This is a genomic window from Rhizobium sp. M10, assembly GCF_002531955.1.
GTDB classification, from domain to species: domain Bacteria; phylum Pseudomonadota; class Alphaproteobacteria; order Rhizobiales; family Rhizobiaceae; genus Rhizobium; species Rhizobium etli_C.
Window position 1 is genome coordinate 24,251 of sequence record NZ_NWTA01000035.1, and the last position, 15,071, is coordinate 39,321.

Sequence of the window (15,071 nt, forward strand, 5' to 3'; positions counted from 1 at the left end):
CGAAACAGAGTGTCGGAAAATGATCGCCACTGCCGTCCTTGCGGTATCGATGCAAACATGGAGCAAGGAACATGTCGAAGATGAGGCTGATATCGATGATCGCAACCGCGGCCGCTTTCCTGGCCGCGCCCGATATGGCAGGCGCCGGCGCGCCTTCTATCGAAGACAAGGCAGCAGCACCGATCATCAGGAAGGGAAGCGTGCCGGTCAACGGCATCGATTATTATTATGAGATCCGCGGCGAGGGCGAACCGCTGCTGCTGCTGCACGGCGGCCTCGGGCAGATCGAGATGTTCACGCCTGTCATGCCTGTTTTCACCGATCACCGGCAGGTGATCGCCGTCGATCTCCAGGGCCATGGCCGCACGCCGCTCGGCAATCGGCCGATCGAGCTTCCGGATATCGGCGCCGATCTCGCGATCCTGGTAAAGCAGCTCGGCTACGACAAGGTCGACGTCTTCGGCTATTCGTTCGGTGGCGGGGTGGCGCTGAATATGGCAGCGAATGCGCCCGATCGCGTCCGCCGGCTGGTGATCCTCTCGGCGCCCTATGCTCAGAACGGCTTCTTCCCGGAGATGTTGCCGCAGCAGGCGGCCGTCGGCGCCGGTATGGCCGAGATGATGAAGGACACGCCGATGTTCCTCTCCTACAAGGCGGTGGCGCCCGACGTTTCCGAATTTCCCAAGCTGCTCGACGCCATGGGGGCGCTGATGCGCAAACCCATCGATTATAGCGATGCTGTTGCCAAGCTCACGATGCCTGTCATGCTGATCTACGGCGATGCCGACATGATCCGCCCAGAGCACATGATCGACTTCTATCACAAGCTCGGCGGCGGTCTGCGCGACGCGGGCTGGACGCGGGAGAACATGTCGAAGAACCGGCTGGCGATCCTGCCCGATCTCACCCACTACGAGACCTTCGCCTCGCCCCTCGTGGCGACCGTGGCGATGACCTTCCTCGACGGCGGCGGCAAGGCGCCGAACTGGGCCGAGCAAGTCGGAAAGTAATGGAGGGCGGCCAGGCCCTGGCCGCCTTTTCCTTGCCATCAGCTGTCGCGCCGGTTTTCCCGCTCCAACTGCGTTACCACAGGATCGTTTCCGAGATCGGCGTCGGCACGCGGCGAGAGGCGAATGCCAATTTGCCGCAAGGCGTCCTTCCTGCGTCAAGATGTGCCGCCGCCGCATCCGGAAATGTGGATGCATCGGCGGCATCGGTTTTGCCTCTTCAGGCCACAGCCGTCGTTTCGCTTGCAAAATCCGTGGAGAGGGCGAGTTCGCGCCAGGCAGCAAGTTCTTTTTCGACGCTGGCATGCTGCGCTTCGATCATCGCCACCTTGTCGCTGCCGAACGGCATGCGTAGCGGCGGGTTAGGCGAATTGACCATCGTCATGATGCCGGCGGCGAGCCTGGCGGGGTTGCCGGGCTGGGCATGGTTGGCGTCGGCGGCGAAATTGCGCATGTTGCCGGCCGGCGTGCCTTCGTAGTCGGCGATCGAAGCCGGGCTCACCGCCAGCGACGTGTCGGACAGAAAGTCCGTGCGGAAGAAGCCGGGCTCGATGATCGTCACTTTGATGCCGAAGGGTTCGAGTTCGGCGGCCATCGATTCCGACAGCCCCTCGACGGCGAATTTCGTCGAGCCGTAGACACCCCAGCCGGGATAGCCGAAATAACCGCCGATCGAGGAGAAGTTCAGGACATGGCCGGAGCGCTGGCGGCGCATATAGGGCAGTACGGCGCGTGTCACCTTCAGGAGACCAAAGACGTTCGTGGCATAAAGCCTTTCGATCTCTTCGGCCGTGGCCTCCTCGACAGCGCCGAGCAGCCCGTAGCCGGCATTGTTGGCGAGAACATCGATGCGGCCGAAGCGGGCGATGCCGGCAGCCGCAGCCTCTTTCGCCTGCGCCTCATTGGTAACGTCGAGGGCGACGGCAATGAGGTTCGGATGATCGCCGAACTGCTCGGTCACTGTCTTTGGATTGCGGGCGGTGGCGATGACGCCATCGCCGGCTGCCAGCGCTTCCTTGGTCATCAGCGCGCCGAAGCCGCGGGATGCACCGGTGATGAACCAGATTTTCATGACGAATTCCTCTTGGATTGTTCGACTGTATGGGCGCCAGCATCTCTGTGCTGACGGGATGAATTTGACCGAAAATCTGCTGATGTATAAGATTTGTTATTCTCCAAACTATGATGATTGAAATTCAGCAATGCGCGCGACCGAACTCTCCGAACTTGCGGCCTTCGCGGCGGTGGCGCGGCACAAGAGCTTCCGCAAGGCGGGGGAGGAGCGGGGCGTCACTGCCTCTGCCGTCAGCCATGCCGTGCTCAATCTCGAGGACCGGATCGGCATCCGTCTGCTCAACCGCACGACACGCAGCGTGTCGTTGACCGAAGCCGGCGAACTCCTGATCTCCCATCTCGATCCGGCCTTCGGGGAAATGGCGGCGGCGCTCGATGCGCTGAACCGTTACCGCGACACGCCCTTCGGCAAGGTGAGGATCAACGTGCCGAATTCGATCGGTCCCTTCGTCATCGGCCGCATCATTGCCCCGTTGCTCCAGCGCAATCCGAATTTGCAGCTGGAGATCAACGCGACCGACAGGCTGGTCGATATCGTCGAGGAGGGTTTCGATGCAGGCATCCGTTTCGGCGAGCGCGTCACCGAGGGCATGATCGCGCTACGCATCAAGCCCCGGATCCGCTTGGTCGTGGTCGGTTCGCCCGCCTATTTCGAGAGCCGGCCGAAACCGGCGACGCCCCACGAACTCAAGGGCCATCTCTGCATCCAGAACATGTTTCCATCAGGTGCGCGTTATGCCTGGGAATTCGAGAAGGACGGCCAGACGGTGAGCTTTCAGCCGACCGGACCGCTGTCGCTCGACGATCACGAACTGATGATGCAGGCAGCGCTCGGCGGCGTAGGTCTTGCCTATATCTGGGAGCCCCGTGTCGAAAAAGCCGTTGCCGGCGGCGAGCTGATCCAGGTGCTTGACGACTGGTGCCAGCCGGAGGAACCGCTCTATCTCTACTATCCGAGCCGCCGCCACATGTCGGCGGGTTTCAGGGCGGTCATCGACGCGATCAGGGCGGAGTAAAGACGCTCAATTCCTATCCGCGCATGCTGGCGATCGTCTGAAGCGCCTCAAAATAAATCGTCAGGTCGCGGGCAGGGTCCTCCGGCAGCTCTGCCGCACGGAATACCTTGCCTCCCGTCGCCTCGATGCCCCCGTCGATCATCAGGTTATCGGCCATGCCGTGATTTTCGATCGCGATGCCATCCGGTCCGCGCGGGCGTCCGCTCGCGACATCGATCTCCAGCCCCGCATACCAGATCGAACGAACGCGCAGGCCATAGTCGTCGGGGTGGTTGGTATAGGCGAACACCGATTTTCCGAGCGCGATCATGAAACCGATTTCGTAGACCGTGCCCGGGTCGGCGCTGACGCCCCGAAACGGCGTGATGTTGGCAAGGCAGATATCGGCCCGGCGCATGGCGTCGTCGTTGCGCGCGTAGATCTCTGCGGCCGTCCGCTTCACCGGCGTCTGGTTTTCGTCGCTGCCGGGACCGGTCGGTTCGAAACCGAACTGGCGCGCCAATCGGCGTTTTTCGGCCATGACGGGCATGGCATCGGGAAGAAAGACTTCCGGGCCGGCAAGATAAATCGTGGTCATCGGTATCCTTCATTCCAGCGCGAGCCGAAGCGCCGGGGCTGGGGAACTCATTTCTGACGGAAGCCTGTCGCATGGCAAGCCGTGCCGGCAGGGATTGTCGATTTTTTTGACACGATAGCCCGATGCGCCCGCACGGGGTGGGCCACCGCGGCTCTCGCCGCGCGCGCTGTATCGGCCTGGTGCGGGCGGACTCAGGCTGGTCATCGGCGGCGTGAAAAAGCCGAAGGTTGCGTTTGTCCCCCTTTTGACTCCGCTGGACGAAGCGGCCAAAGATACCGCCATCACCAGCATCATCGGGAGAGGTTGATGAAGGGTCGGATTGTGCCAAATCGAAGAACGCCAAAGCGGCTCAAATATCTGTTTCCCGCTTTGGCCGCGCTGATGCTATCGGCTTCGGCAGCGTTCGGGCAGGACGTCGGGCCGCAAAGCCAGGCCTCGCGCGAGCAGGTCGAAAAACTCGTCGGCCTCTGGAAGGATCACTTTGCCGGCGCCGATAGCCTGCAGCAGCGCCGCACCGCCTTCAAGTCGCTGATGGAGACGACGCCGGGGCCGACCCGCATCCAGCTTCGGCAGGTCGATGCCGACGGCATCGATGCGGAACTGATGTGGCCCGCCCGCCTTCATCACCCGATCGGTGAAAGGGTGATCCTCTATATTCATGGCGGCGGCTTCTCCAGCGGCTCCATCCGCACGCACAGCCTGCTTGCCGGCTCGCTCGCCAAGGCCGCGTCCAGCGATGTTCTTCTCATCGATTATCGGCTGACGCCCGAATATACCTATCCCGCGCAGATCAACGACGCGCTGACGGCCTATCGCTGGCTTCTCGACAATGGCTATCGCAACGACAACATCGTCTTGGCGGGAGACGGCGCCGGCGGCAACATCGCGATCGAGACCGTGCTGCGGCAGATGCAGGTCGGAAAGGCGCTGCCGGCGGCCGTCATTGCGCTCAGCCCCATCACCGATCTTGCCGCGACGGGCGGATCGATGACATCGAATGCCGAAAGCGATCCGCTGGTCGGCAAAGACTGGATCGAGACTTTGCGCAAGGCCTATCTCGGCCGAAAGTCTCCGACCGATCCCCAGGCATCGCCGCTTTATGCCGACCTGACGGGCTTTCCGCCGCTGCTGCTGCAGGTCGGTTCCGGCGAAGTCCTGCTTGATGATACGCTGCGGCTCGCCGACAAGGCGCGCCAGGCGGGCGTCGACGTCACCACCGAGGTCTGGCCGGGCATGCCGCATCAGTGGCAGTTGTTTCCTTCGCTGCTCGACGATGCCGATCGGGCGAGCCAGAATATCGCCGAGTTTGCGATCCGGCATTTTGCCGACAAGCCGCAGGAGTAGGCGCCTACGCCCTCATTGCGATGTGCCGCGCGATGGAGAAGGCGCAAGAGGCCTCTCGACCTCCCGGCCGACGCTGAGCGCCTTTCGCACATTCGGCTCCAGCCGTTCCATATAGGCGTGGTCGGGTGCGGCACCGAGTGCATCCAGCATTTTCGAGAAGAAGCACCGGGCCGCCGCCGCGGCCGTGACGTCGAAGACCTCGGCATCGCTCAGCCCGTGTTTCTTCAGCCCGTCTATATCCTGCTGCGTCACCGACGTCGCGTCGCGCGCCACCTTGGCGGCGAAGGCCATGATCGCCCGTTCGCCGGCATCGATCGGCGCCTTCTCCGTCTCGTTGACGACAGCCGTCAGCCCGTCGCTGGTAAACCCCTCGCGCAGCAGCACCGAACCGTGCGCCAGCATGCAATAAGAGGATTTCAGCTCCTTGGCCGCCGCCAGCGTCACCAGTTCATAGCGCCTGAGGCTCATATGGTTGCGAATGCTCGCAAGCAGCGCCGCCCAGCACTCCATCACCTCCGGCCTGTGGCCGAAGGCACGATACATGTTCGGCAGATAACCATAATTCGCCTCGGCCGACGCATACATCGACGTCGTCTTCTCGCTGGCGGATGCATGGGGGGTGTGAATGAAAGCCATGGCATGGTCCTCCTCTATTGCGAGAAGGATAGGGTAGATATGCCGGACAGCAATCCTGCGCCGTCAGTTCGAGCGCGAGCCGTCAGCCCTGCTTAGGAGGCCTGAGTGATCGCGCAATCATTGTTCGCCGGAACGTCGCCATGTCTCTTGATCGGAAGGGTAACGGTGAACGTCGATCCACAGCCTCTTGCGCTTTGCACCTCTATCGAGCCCTGATGCAGCTCGACGATCTGCTTCACCAGGTTGAGGCCGATACCGGTTCCGGCAATCCCGGTCGAAGTGCGGGCGCGGAAATAGCGCTGGAACAGCCGGGGAACGTCTTCGGCATCGATCCCCACCCCGTCGTCGCTGACCGAAACCTTGACGTTGCCGGTCTCCTCCCATGCCGCAATGCGAATTTCGGACGTTCCGGGCGCGTATTTGACGGCATTGGAGAGCAGATTGGTGAAGACCTGGGTCAAGCTGCGGGGATCGGCATCGATGAACTCAGGCAGCCCGTCTACGTCAAGCACGAAGCTGTGCGTCTTCGAGATCGACGACTGCCGCTCGCAGCAGCTTCGGATCAATGATCTGAGCGCGCAGGCGCCGTAACTGATGTCGATCGTGCCGGTATCGAGGCGTCCGGCTGACAGGATACTCTCCATGAGATCGACGATCCGGTGTACCGATGCGCGGATCTGATCGACCTTCTCGCTGAGGAAACCGGGCTCGACCGCGCCTCCTTTTCGCAGCAGCCGCTGGGCGGCAGCGTCAATGATTGCGAGCGGGGTGCGGAACTCATGCGAGGCCATCGCCACGAACTGCCGCTGCAATTCGTTGATGTTTCGTTCCTGCGCGAGCATCCGCTCCAGCTCACGCGCCTGCCGCTCGACCTCAGCTGTGCGGTTCCGCACCGTAACTTCGAGCTGATCGTGGTGGCGGCGCAGCTCTTCGGCGAGCCGCACGGTCTTGGTGACGTCCTCATGGGTCGCCACATATCCACCGTTCTGCATCGGATTGTGGGTGATTTTGACGATGCGGCCGTCGGTGAGCGCGATGTTCTGGCTGGCCGGAGCACCGAGTGCCGTCGCTTCGAAGACGACGTCGAAATAGGTGGCGGTGTCGGCCGGACCGTTTCCCTCCTGGGCCCGATAGGCCAGGATATCTGCGAGCGGCGTTCCCGGTTGTGTCAGCCGATCGGGCAGATTGTACATCCGCGCGTAGGACGCGTTGCACAATATCAGCTTCTTCGTCGAATCGAACATGCACAGCCCATGCGGCATGTTGCTGAGGGCTGCGTCGAACCGGTGATGTTGCTCGGCCAGGCTGTCTTCGACGCGAATGAGCGTCGAGATGTCTTCGTAGCTCAGGATCCAGCTTCCCTCTCTCGAGGGCGCGCAAGTCAGCGAGATCATCCGTCCGTCGGGCAACGCAAACTGCGAGGCGCGCGGCTTGCCGGTCGGCGAACGCGAACATGCCGCTGCATGGCAGTCCAAGGTGCCCGGCAATCCTTCGATATCCATTCCCTTCAGGAGGGCGCCCTCCGGAAGGCCGAGAATTTCCAGCGCGCGGGAATTGAAGGCCGTGACCGTATTGGCTGAATCAAGCAGAACGATGCCCTGCGGCAGGTTTTCCAGAATGGATTCGAACGAATGCGGCATCATCCGGCCCTGCTTCAGATCTGGCGCGTTGCGCGTATCCGTAGCATTCGTCAGAAACAATAAAGTTTCGCTAATGTCCGTCGATGGGAGCTCCTCGATGGAAACTCAGCCGAGTTTGGCCAGTTGTTCCGCAAGAAGATCAAGGCTGTCCTCTCCCACCTCATTGACGTCGCTCGGCATCGGCTCGCCGGTCTCTTGATAAGCAGGGCAAGGGGACGAGCCCCGAATTTTCCACGACCTTGCCGGCCGGGGAGATCCACAGGCGCCGGTCAATCGTGACTGGAATTTAGATCGTTCCAATTTACGAGTTGAGATGTCGATGGCGAAGAAAGCCGAATTCCTGATGAAAACAAATAAATTCATAACGGATCTCTAAATTTTTCTTGACAGAATTGGAACGTTCCAAATACTGATCCTATCAGTCGACGTCATGGTCGGAGAGGGAAATGACAAAGGCGCGGGTAACCGTCATTGACATCGCGAAGGCCGCAGGCGTCTCCAAGTCGACGGTTTCGTTGGTGCTGCAGGGTTCCTCCCTGGTCAACGAGGCGACGCGCGCCAAGGTCAATGCCGTGATGCGGGATCTCGGCTACGTCTATAATCGCGGCGCAGCCAATCTTCGCCAGGCCGGTGCCAAATCGCGGATCATCGGAGTTGTTGTGAACGACCTGACGAACAGCTTCTTTGCGGAGCTGGCGGTCGGCGTCGATATGGTCGTCCAGTCGGCCGGCTTCGTCCAGTTCCTGTCGAACACCGGCGAGAGCATCGACAGGCAGCGTGAGGTTGTCGCATCGATGCGTGAGCACGGCATTTCCGGCCTCATCGTCTCGCCGGCCCGCGCCACCGATGCCGCCGACTTCAAGCCACTCGTTGCGGCCGGAATCCCTGTCGTGGTCGTCGTTCGAAACCTGCCCGGCGCCAAAGTCTCGTCCATCGTCTCCGACAACCGGGCCGGCATGGTCTCTGCGGTCAAGCATCTGGCCGGGCTTGGTCACAAGCGCATCGCCTTTCTCGGCGGTTTTCCCGACACCGCCGTCTTCGACGATAGGCTTGCCGGTTACCGAAATGGCATGGAAGCGGCCGGGCTCGATTATCACGAAGAACTCGTCATCTCGTCGGCGCCGTCGCGGGCCGGCGGGGTGGAGGCGATCGGAAAGGCGATCGCGCTCGGTCGTCGGCCGACCGCAGCCGTCTGCTTCAACGATGCCGTGGCCTTCGGTGTTTGCGATGGATTGCGCGCGCGCCGTCTGGAGCCCGGCGCCGACTTCGCCGTCGTCGGTTTCGACGACGTCATCGAGGCCCAGGCGGCGGTTCCGGCGTTGACGACGGTCTCGGTCGATCCGCAGGGCATCGGACGCCGCGGCGCGCAGATGCTGCTCAAGCAGATCAATGCCGGCAAGGCCGAGGCCGAGACAGTGACGACAGCTGTCCGGCTGGTCGTTCGCGAGAGCTGCGGCGCCGGCAAGGCCGCGCCGGCAAGGGCCGGCAAGAGCGTAAAATCGAAACAGGACGCTGAGTAATGCCCATGAAGAAGCATCTCACCCCAGCCGAAGCGGCCGCGCTCATCCCGGACGGCGCCGTCGTCACGGTATCGTCTTCGAGCGGTCTCGGTTGCCCGGACCTCATGCTGAAGGCGATCGGCGAGCGTTTCGAGACGACCGGCCATCCCCAAGGCATCACGACCCTTCATCCGATCGCCGCCGGCGACATGAGCGGCATCAAGGGCGTCGATTACATCGCCAGGAAAGGCCTGCTCAAGCGCATCATCGGCGGCTCCTATCCATCCGGGCCGTCATCGTCCGAGCCGCCGCTGATCTGGCAGATGATCACCAACAACGAGATCCCGGCCTACAACATTCCCTCCGGCATCCTGTTCGACATCCATCGCGAAGCCGCAGCCAAGCGGCCGGGCGTGCTGACTAAGATCGGCGTCGACACGTTCGTCGACCCCCGGCGGCAGGGCTGCGCGATGAACGAGCTGGCTTCGGAGCAGCAGGTGGTCAAGCGCGTCAGCTTCGAGGGTGACGACTGGCTGTTCTTCCCCTCGATCGTCCCTCAGGTCGCCATCATCCGCGCCACTACCGCCGATGAGCGCGGCAACCTGACATATGAACATGAAGGCGCCTATCTCGGCGGCCTCGATCAGGCGCTTGCCGCCCGCAACAACGGCGGCATCGTCATCGCCCAGGTCAAGCGGATCACCAAGGAAGGCTCGTTGAAACCGCATGACGTCCGGGTGCCGGGAATGCTGGTCGACTATATCGTCGTCGATCCCGATCAGAAGCAGACGACGCAGACGTTGTACGATCCGGCGATCTCAGGTGAGATCTTCCGCCCGCTCGATAGCTTCAGCGTTCCGGAATTCAATGTTCAGAAGGTCATCGCGCGCCGCGTTGCGCAGGAGCTGCAGGCCGGAAGCTGCGTCAATCTCGGCTTCGGAATTTCGGCCAACGTGCCGCGCATTCTGCTGGAGGAGGGGCTCCACGGCGCCGTCACCTGGGTCATCGAACAGGGCGCGGTCGGCGGGGTGCCGCTGCTCGATTTCGCCTTCGGCTGCGCGTCCAATGCGGACGCCTACATGCCGTCCCCTTATCAGTTCACTTACTTTCAGGGCGCTGGCTTCGATGCGTCGCTGCTCTCCTTCCTCGAGATCGGCAAGGACGGGTCGGTCAACGTCTCCAAGCTTTCCTTCCGGCCGCATGTGACGGCCGGCGCCGGCGGCTTCGTCGACATCACCGCGCGGGCGAAGAAGATCGTCTTCTCCGGCATGTTCAACGCTGGCGCGAAGCTGTCGATCGCCGATGGGGCTCTCGTCATCGAGAGGGAGGGCAAGCTGAAGAAGCTGGTTAACGAGGTCGAACACGTCACTTTCAGCGGCAGGCGGGCGATCGAGCAGGGGCAGGATATCATCTATGTCACCGAGCGGTGCGTGATGAAGCTGACGCCTGAAGGCATCGTCCTCACCGAGATCGCCCCCGGCGTCGACCTTCAGTCTGAGATCCTCGATCAGTCCGAATTTCCGCTGATCGTCGCGCCCGACCTGAAGGTCATGGATGCGGCACTCTTCCGCGAGGCAGGCATCGGCTTGTCGCTTCCTGCCAAACGGGCACGGACACTGGAGGGCACCTTCCATGGCTAGCGGAACAGTCAGGATCGATATCGACGGACATGTCGCGACCTTGACGATTTCTCGTCCGGAGAAGCTGAACGCGCTCGATCTCGATATGCTGAAAGCGCTGGCCGAGGCGGCGGATGCGGTGGAGGCGAACCCGGATGTGCGCGCTGCCGTTCTGACGGGGGAAGGAAAGGGCTTTTCCGCCGGAGGCGATATCAAAGCCTGGGGCGGAATGCTGCCGCAGGAGTTCGGCCATGCCTGGGTAAGGCACGGTCACCGTATCTTTGAAAGACTGGCGACGCTCCGGGTGCCGCTGGTCGCGGCGCTGAACGGCCACGCCCTCGGGGGCGGGCTCGAATTGGCCGGCGTTGCCGACATTCGCCTCGCCGAGGAGCACATCAAGATCGGCCTGCCGGAAACCGGCCTCGGAATGGTGCCGGGCTGGTCCGGCACACAGCGTCTCGTGCGCCGGTTTGGCGCGCAGGCCGTCCGTCGCATGGCGCTCGGCGGCGAGATCTTCACCGCCGAGGAAGCCCGCGTGCTGGGCATCGTCGACGCGGTCGTTCCGACCGGAAACTCGGTCGCCGCCGCCAGGCAATATGCCGGGCGGATTGCCGCGAGGGGACCGGCGGCCCTCGAGATCGCCAAATTGATGATCGCATCGGCGAACGGCGAAGACAACGGAACCGCGGTCGAAGCCCTGGGCTCGATCCTCGCCGCCAAGACCGGCGATCTGAAGGAGGGCGTCGCATCATTCAGCGAGAAGCGCCCGGCAACGTTCAAGGGAGAATGGTAATGACGGTCCTCGTCAACCCCACGGCGCTCAGCGACCACAAGGCGCGCGATTTCAAAATGCTGATCGACGGCAAATGGGAGGCGGGCGCCTCCGATCCGATCGAGCGCGTCGCGCCGAGCCATGGTGTCGTGGTCAGTCGCTTCCCAGCCGGCAGCAGGAGCGACGCCGAGCGCGCCATCGCTGCGGCACGAAAAGCCTTCGACCAAGGACCGTGGCCGCGCATGACCGCGTCCGAACGCTCCGCCATCCTGCTCAAGGCGGCCGATCTGATCGCCGCACGGGCTGAGGAACTGGCATTTCTCGACGCCATCGAGGCGGGCAAGCCGATCACCCAGGTACGGGGAGAAATTGCCGGCTCGGTCGACATCTGGCGTTATGCGGCGGCTCTCGCACGCGATCTCCATGGTGAAAGCTACAACACGCTCGGCGACGGCACGCTCGGCGTCGTCCTGCGCGAGGCGATCGGCGTTGTCTCGATCATCACGCCGTGGAACTTTCCGTTCCTGATCGTCGGCCAGAAGCTACCCTTCGCGCTCGCCGCAGGCTGCACGGCCGTCGTCAAGCCCTCGGAGCTGACATCCGGATCGACGCTCGTGCTCGGAGAGATCCTGCAGCAAGCGGGCGTTCCCGATGGCGTCGTCAACATTGTCACCGGCACGGGACCTGAAGTCGGCGCGATTATGACCTCCCACCCTGATGTCGACATGGTTTCCTTCACCGGCTCGACCGGTGTCGGAAAACTGACGATGACGAATGCGGCGCAGACGCTGAAGAAAGTCTCGCTGGAACTCGGCGGCAAGAACCCGCAAATCGTTTTCCCCGATGCCGACCTCGATGCCTTCATCGATGCCGCGGTCTTCGGCGCCTATTTCAATGCTGGCGAGTGCTGCAACGCAGGCTCGCGGCTGATCCTTCACAAGTCGATCGCCTCAGACGTCGTCAGGCGTGTCGCCGAGCTGTCGAAGGGGGTGAAGGTCGGCGATCCCCTCGATCCCTCGACGCAGGTCGGCGCGATCATCACGCCGCAGCATCTGGAGAAGATCTCAGGCTATGTCGCCGGCGCCAGGAGCAGCGGCGCCCGCGTCGCCCATGGCGGCGAGACGCTCGACCTCGGCATGGGGCAGTTCATGTCGCCGACGATCCTCGAGGCCGTCACGCCTGATATGGCCGTGGCCCGTGAGGAAGTCTTCGGTCCTGTTCTGTCGGTTCTGACGTTCGAAACAACAGCCGAAGCGATCAGGATCGCGAATTCCATCGATTACGGCCTGTCGGCCGGTGTCTGGAGCCGCGATTTCGACACTTGCCTGACGATCGGCCGGTCGGTGAGGGCGGGCACGGTGTGGATGAACACCTTCATGGACGGCGCCTCGGAGCTGCCCTTCGGCGGCTACAAGCAGAGCGGTCTCGGCCGCGAACTCGGCCGCCATGCGGTCGAAGACTATACCGAGACCAAGACGCTCAACATGCATATCGGCAAACGCACCGGCTGGTGGATGCCGCAGACGGAAAAGCTGGCCTGACGCATCGGCCCGAAAATCGGAATCGATTTTCGGAAAGCACGATGCGTCGATTCAAAGTGTTACAGCGTCCTTTGCGCGCCTGAAAGGCGCGCGGCGCTGTAAGCGGCAAGGAACTACGCCCGGGGAGGGCGGGTGATCGATGCGGGAATGGTCCCGCATCTTCCAAAGAGGGAACTGGGAGGTTCTTCGATGAATAGGTTTTTGACCACGACTGCCGTGATCGCATTGGCCCTGGCCGGCACGCATGTCGCGGCCCGCGCCGCCGACGTAAAAGAAGTGCAAATGCTGCACTGGTGGACGTCGGGCGGCGAGGCAGCGGCTTTGAACGTCTTGAAGGAGGATCTGTCGAAGGAAGGCTTTGCCTGGAAGGACGTTCCGGTAGCCGGCGGCGGCGGTGATGCGGCGATGACGGCGCTGAAGGCGATGGTGGCGGCCGGCACCTATCCGACCGCCTCGCAGATGCTCGGTTATACCGTGCTCGATTATGCCGAGGCCGGCGTGATGGGCGACCTGACCGAGACGGCCAAGAAGGAAGGCTGGGACAAGTCGGTGCCGGCGGCGCTGCAGAAGTTCTCCGTCTATGACGGCAAATGGGTCGCAGCCCCCGTCAACGTCCACTCGGTCAACTGGCTGTGGATCAACAAGGCGGTGATGGACAAGATCGGCGGCACTCAGCCGAAGAGCTTCGACGACCTGATCGCGCTGCTCGACAAGGCCAAAGCGGCCGGCGTCATTCCGCTCGCGCTCGGCGGCCAGAACTGGCAGGAAGCGACGATGTTCGATTCCATCGTGCTGTCGACCGGCGGCCCGGAATTCTACAAGAAGGCCTTCAACGACCTCGACGAGGCGTCGCTGAAGTCGGACACGATGAAGACGTCCTTCGACAACCTGGCGAAGATCGTCAAATACGTCGATCCGAACTTCTCCGGCCGCGACTGGAACCTGGCGACCGCCATGGTCATCAAGGGTGATGCGCTGGTGCAGGTGATGGGCGACTGGGCCAAGGGCGAATTCGTCGCCGCCAAGAAGACCCCCGACAAGGACTTCCTGTGCTACCGCTTCCCCGGCACCGATGGCAGCGTGATCTACAACTCCGACATGTTCGGCATGTTCAACGTCCCCGACGACCGCAAGGCGGCGCAGGTGGCGCTGGCAACGGCGACGCTGTCGAAGAGCTTCCAGTCGGCCTTCAACGTCGTCAAGGGTTCGGTGCCTGCTCGTACCGACGTTCCCGACACCGACTTCGACGCCTGCGGCAAGAAGGGCATCGCCGACCTGAAGGCGGCCAATGAGGGCGGCACGCTGTTCGGTTCGCTCGCCCAGGGTTACGGCGCGCCGCCGGCGATCGCCAATGCCTATAAGGACGTCGTCTCGAAGTTCGTCCACGGCCAGATCAAGAGCTCCGACGAAGCCGTCACCCAGCTGGTCCAGGCGATCGACGATGCCCGCTGAGAGCGGTCGACGACCAATGCTTCCCCGCGTGATCTCGCGGGGAAGCTTCAGGCTCCGCAGCGATAAATGCCGAGCGATCCTGCGGGAAGGGAGATGATATCCATGAGCACAGTTGCCACCACCGATCCGGTTCTCACACCCCGGCAAGCGACGCCGATCTCGTTGCGCGGCCGGCTGCAGGATGCGCTGCCGAAGATCGTGCTGGCGCCGAGCTTCGTCATCACCCTGGTCTTCGTCTACGGCTTCATCGTCTGGACGGCCTATCTGTCGTTCACCAATTCCAAGACCTTCCCGTCTTATGCGCTGACCGGGCCACGCGCCTATCAGCGGCTGTGGCGCTGGACCTTCGAGAGCGATCCACCATCTTCCTGGTATACCTCGATCACCAACATGGCGATCTTCGGCTTCCTCTATGTCGGCATCTGTTTAGCACTCGGCCTGCTGCTTGCCATCCTGCTCGACCAGAAGATCCGCGGCGAGGGGCTGTTGCGGCCGATCTTCCTCTATCCGATGGCGCTCTCCTTCATCGTCACCGGGGTGGCCTGGAAATGGTTCCTCGATCCCGGCCTCGGGCTGGAGCAGACGCTGCACCACTTCGGCTGGACGAGCTTCCACTTCGACTGGATCAAGAACAAGGACTTCGTCATCTATACCGTCGTCATCGCCGGTGTCTGGCAGGCCTCCGGCTTCGTCATGGCGATGTTCCTGGCAGGCCTTCGCGGTATCGACGGCGAGATCATGAAGGCGGCGCAGATCGACGGCGCTTCGCCCTTGCAGCTCTACCGCCGCATCGTCATTCCGCTGCTGCGGCCGATCTTCCTCTCTGCCTTCATCGTGCTCGCCCATATGGCGATCAAGTCCTACGACCTGGTGGTGGCGCTGACCTCGGGCGGG

General features: G+C 62.6%; 14 protein-coding genes. 9 read left to right on the forward strand and 5 right to left on the reverse strand.

Annotated features, from left to right (window positions below; all coding sequences use genetic code 11):
• The first annotated feature begins 71 nt into the window (after positions 1 to 71).
• Positions 72 to 1,010 carry an alpha/beta fold hydrolase gene (locus CO671_RS30920; RefSeq protein ID WP_097608977.1) on the forward strand — a complete coding sequence of 313 codons (939 nt, stop codon included), beginning with the start codon at positions 72 to 74 and terminating at the stop codon, positions 1,008 to 1,010.
• Positions 1,011 to 1,227: 217 nt separating this feature from the next.
• Here CO671_RS30920 and CO671_RS30925 read toward each other — a convergent pair whose 3' ends face one another.
• On the reverse strand, positions 1,228 to 2,079 hold the full coding sequence (locus CO671_RS30925) for an oxidoreductase (RefSeq protein ID WP_097608978.1): 852 nt from the start codon (positions 2,077 to 2,079) through the stop codon (positions 1,228 to 1,230).
• A gap of 130 nt (positions 2,080 to 2,209) precedes the next feature.
• Between CO671_RS30925 and CO671_RS30930 the strand changes: the two genes are divergently transcribed.
• Positions 2,210 to 3,097: a LysR family transcriptional regulator gene (locus tag CO671_RS30930; protein WP_097608979.1), complete on the forward strand. Its 888-nt coding sequence runs from the start codon at positions 2,210 to 2,212 to the stop codon at positions 3,095 to 3,097.
• Between the two features lie 13 nt (positions 3,098 to 3,110).
• Here the strand turns inward: CO671_RS30930 and CO671_RS30935 are convergent, their stop codons facing one another.
• The gene (locus tag CO671_RS30935) at positions 3,111 to 3,674 is read right to left on the reverse strand and encodes a nucleoside 2-deoxyribosyltransferase (RefSeq protein ID WP_097608980.1); all 564 of its coding nucleotides are present in this window, start codon (positions 3,672 to 3,674) and stop codon (positions 3,111 to 3,113) included.
• A 369-nt stretch (positions 3,675 to 4,043) separates the two neighbouring features.
• Here CO671_RS30935 and CO671_RS30940 point away from each other — a divergent pair, with 369 nt between their 5' ends.
• Complete coding sequence (locus tag CO671_RS30940) at positions 4,044 to 5,018, forward strand: alpha/beta hydrolase (RefSeq protein WP_170965076.1); 975 nt, start codon at positions 4,044 to 4,046, stop codon at positions 5,016 to 5,018.
• A gap of 12 nt (positions 5,019 to 5,030) precedes the next feature.
• Here CO671_RS30940 and CO671_RS30945 read toward each other — a convergent pair whose 3' ends face one another.
• From CO671_RS30945 to CO671_RS30955, 3 genes are all read right to left on the reverse strand, one after another.
• A complete protein-coding gene (locus CO671_RS30945) occupies positions 5,031 to 5,654 on the reverse strand; it encodes a peroxidase (protein ID WP_097608982.1) in 624 nt (207 codons plus the stop codon).
• A gap of 92 nt (positions 5,655 to 5,746) precedes the next feature.
• Positions 5,747 to 7,297, reverse strand: coding sequence for a PAS-domain containing protein (locus CO671_RS30950; RefSeq protein WP_097608990.1), 1,551 nt, complete (start codon positions 7,295 to 7,297; stop codon positions 5,747 to 5,749).
• A gap of 102 nt (positions 7,298 to 7,399) precedes the next feature.
• Positions 7,400 to 7,657: a hypothetical protein gene (locus tag CO671_RS30955; protein ID WP_097608983.1), complete on the reverse strand. Its 258-nt coding sequence runs from the start codon at positions 7,655 to 7,657 to the stop codon at positions 7,400 to 7,402.
• 83 nt (positions 7,658 to 7,740) lie between these two features.
• Here CO671_RS30955 and CO671_RS30960 point away from each other — a divergent pair, with 83 nt between their 5' ends.
• The 6 genes from CO671_RS30960 to CO671_RS30985 form a co-directional block, all read left to right on the forward strand.
• Complete coding sequence (locus CO671_RS30960; protein ID WP_010032892.1) at positions 7,741 to 8,814, forward strand: LacI family DNA-binding transcriptional regulator; 1,074 nt, start codon at positions 7,741 to 7,743, stop codon at positions 8,812 to 8,814.
• A gap of 5 nt (positions 8,815 to 8,819) precedes the next feature.
• Positions 8,820 to 10,433, forward strand: coding sequence for an acyl CoA:acetate/3-ketoacid CoA transferase (locus tag CO671_RS30965; RefSeq protein WP_170965077.1), 1,614 nt, complete (start codon positions 8,820 to 8,822; stop codon positions 10,431 to 10,433).
• A complete protein-coding gene (locus tag CO671_RS30970; protein ID WP_097608985.1) occupies positions 10,426 to 11,205 on the forward strand; it encodes an enoyl-CoA hydratase/isomerase family protein in 780 nt (259 codons plus the stop codon). The genes CO671_RS30965 and CO671_RS30970 overlap by 8 nt, the downstream gene beginning before the upstream one ends.
• Positions 11,205 to 12,725 carry an aldehyde dehydrogenase family protein gene (locus tag CO671_RS30975; RefSeq protein WP_097608986.1) on the forward strand — a complete coding sequence of 507 codons (1,521 nt, stop codon included), beginning with the start codon at positions 11,205 to 11,207 and terminating at the stop codon, positions 12,723 to 12,725. The genes CO671_RS30970 and CO671_RS30975 overlap by 1 nt, the downstream gene beginning before the upstream one ends.
• Positions 12,726 to 12,914: 189 nt before the next feature.
• Positions 12,915 to 14,177, forward strand: coding sequence for an ABC transporter substrate-binding protein (locus tag CO671_RS30980; protein ID WP_097608987.1), 1,263 nt, complete (start codon positions 12,915 to 12,917; stop codon positions 14,175 to 14,177).
• 102 nt (positions 14,178 to 14,279) lie between these two features.
• Positions 14,280 to 15,071 (forward strand): sugar ABC transporter permease (locus tag CO671_RS30985; protein ID WP_097608988.1); only part of this gene is annotated, 792 nt, incomplete at its 3' end.

Coding starts and splice junctions, on each gene's coding strand:
- CO671_RS30975 (WP_097608986.1), top strand. CDS start 11,205: ATGACGGTCCTCGTCAACCCCACGGCGCTCAGCGACCACAAGGCGCGC.
- CO671_RS30930 (WP_097608979.1), top strand. CDS start 2,210: ATGCGCGCGACCGAACTCTCCGAACTTGCGGCCTTCGCGGCGGTGGCG.
- CO671_RS30920 (WP_097608977.1), top strand. CDS start 72: ATGTCGAAGATGAGGCTGATATCGATGATCGCAACCGCGGCCGCTTTC.
- CO671_RS30945 (WP_097608982.1), bottom strand. CDS start 5,654: ATGGCTTTCATTCACACCCCCCATGCATCCGCCAGCGAGAAGACGACG.
- CO671_RS30955 (WP_097608983.1), bottom strand. CDS start 7,657: ATGAATTTATTTGTTTTCATCAGGAATTCGGCTTTCTTCGCCATCGAC.
- CO671_RS30925 (WP_097608978.1), bottom strand. CDS start 2,079: ATGAAAATCTGGTTCATCACCGGTGCATCCCGCGGCTTCGGCGCGCTG.
- CO671_RS30970 (WP_097608985.1), top strand. CDS start 10,426: ATGGCTAGCGGAACAGTCAGGATCGATATCGACGGACATGTCGCGACC.
- CO671_RS30965 (WP_170965077.1), top strand. CDS start 8,820: ATGAAGAAGCATCTCACCCCAGCCGAAGCGGCCGCGCTCATCCCGGAC.
- CO671_RS30960 (WP_010032892.1), top strand. CDS start 7,741: ATGACAAAGGCGCGGGTAACCGTCATTGACATCGCGAAGGCCGCAGGC.
- CO671_RS30950 (WP_097608990.1), bottom strand. CDS start 7,297: ATGATGCCGCATTCGTTCGAATCCATTCTGGAAAACCTGCCGCAGGGC.
- CO671_RS30935 (WP_097608980.1), bottom strand. CDS start 3,674: ATGACCACGATTTATCTTGCCGGCCCGGAAGTCTTTCTTCCCGATGCC.
- CO671_RS30980 (WP_097608987.1), top strand. CDS start 12,915: ATGAATAGGTTTTTGACCACGACTGCCGTGATCGCATTGGCCCTGGCC.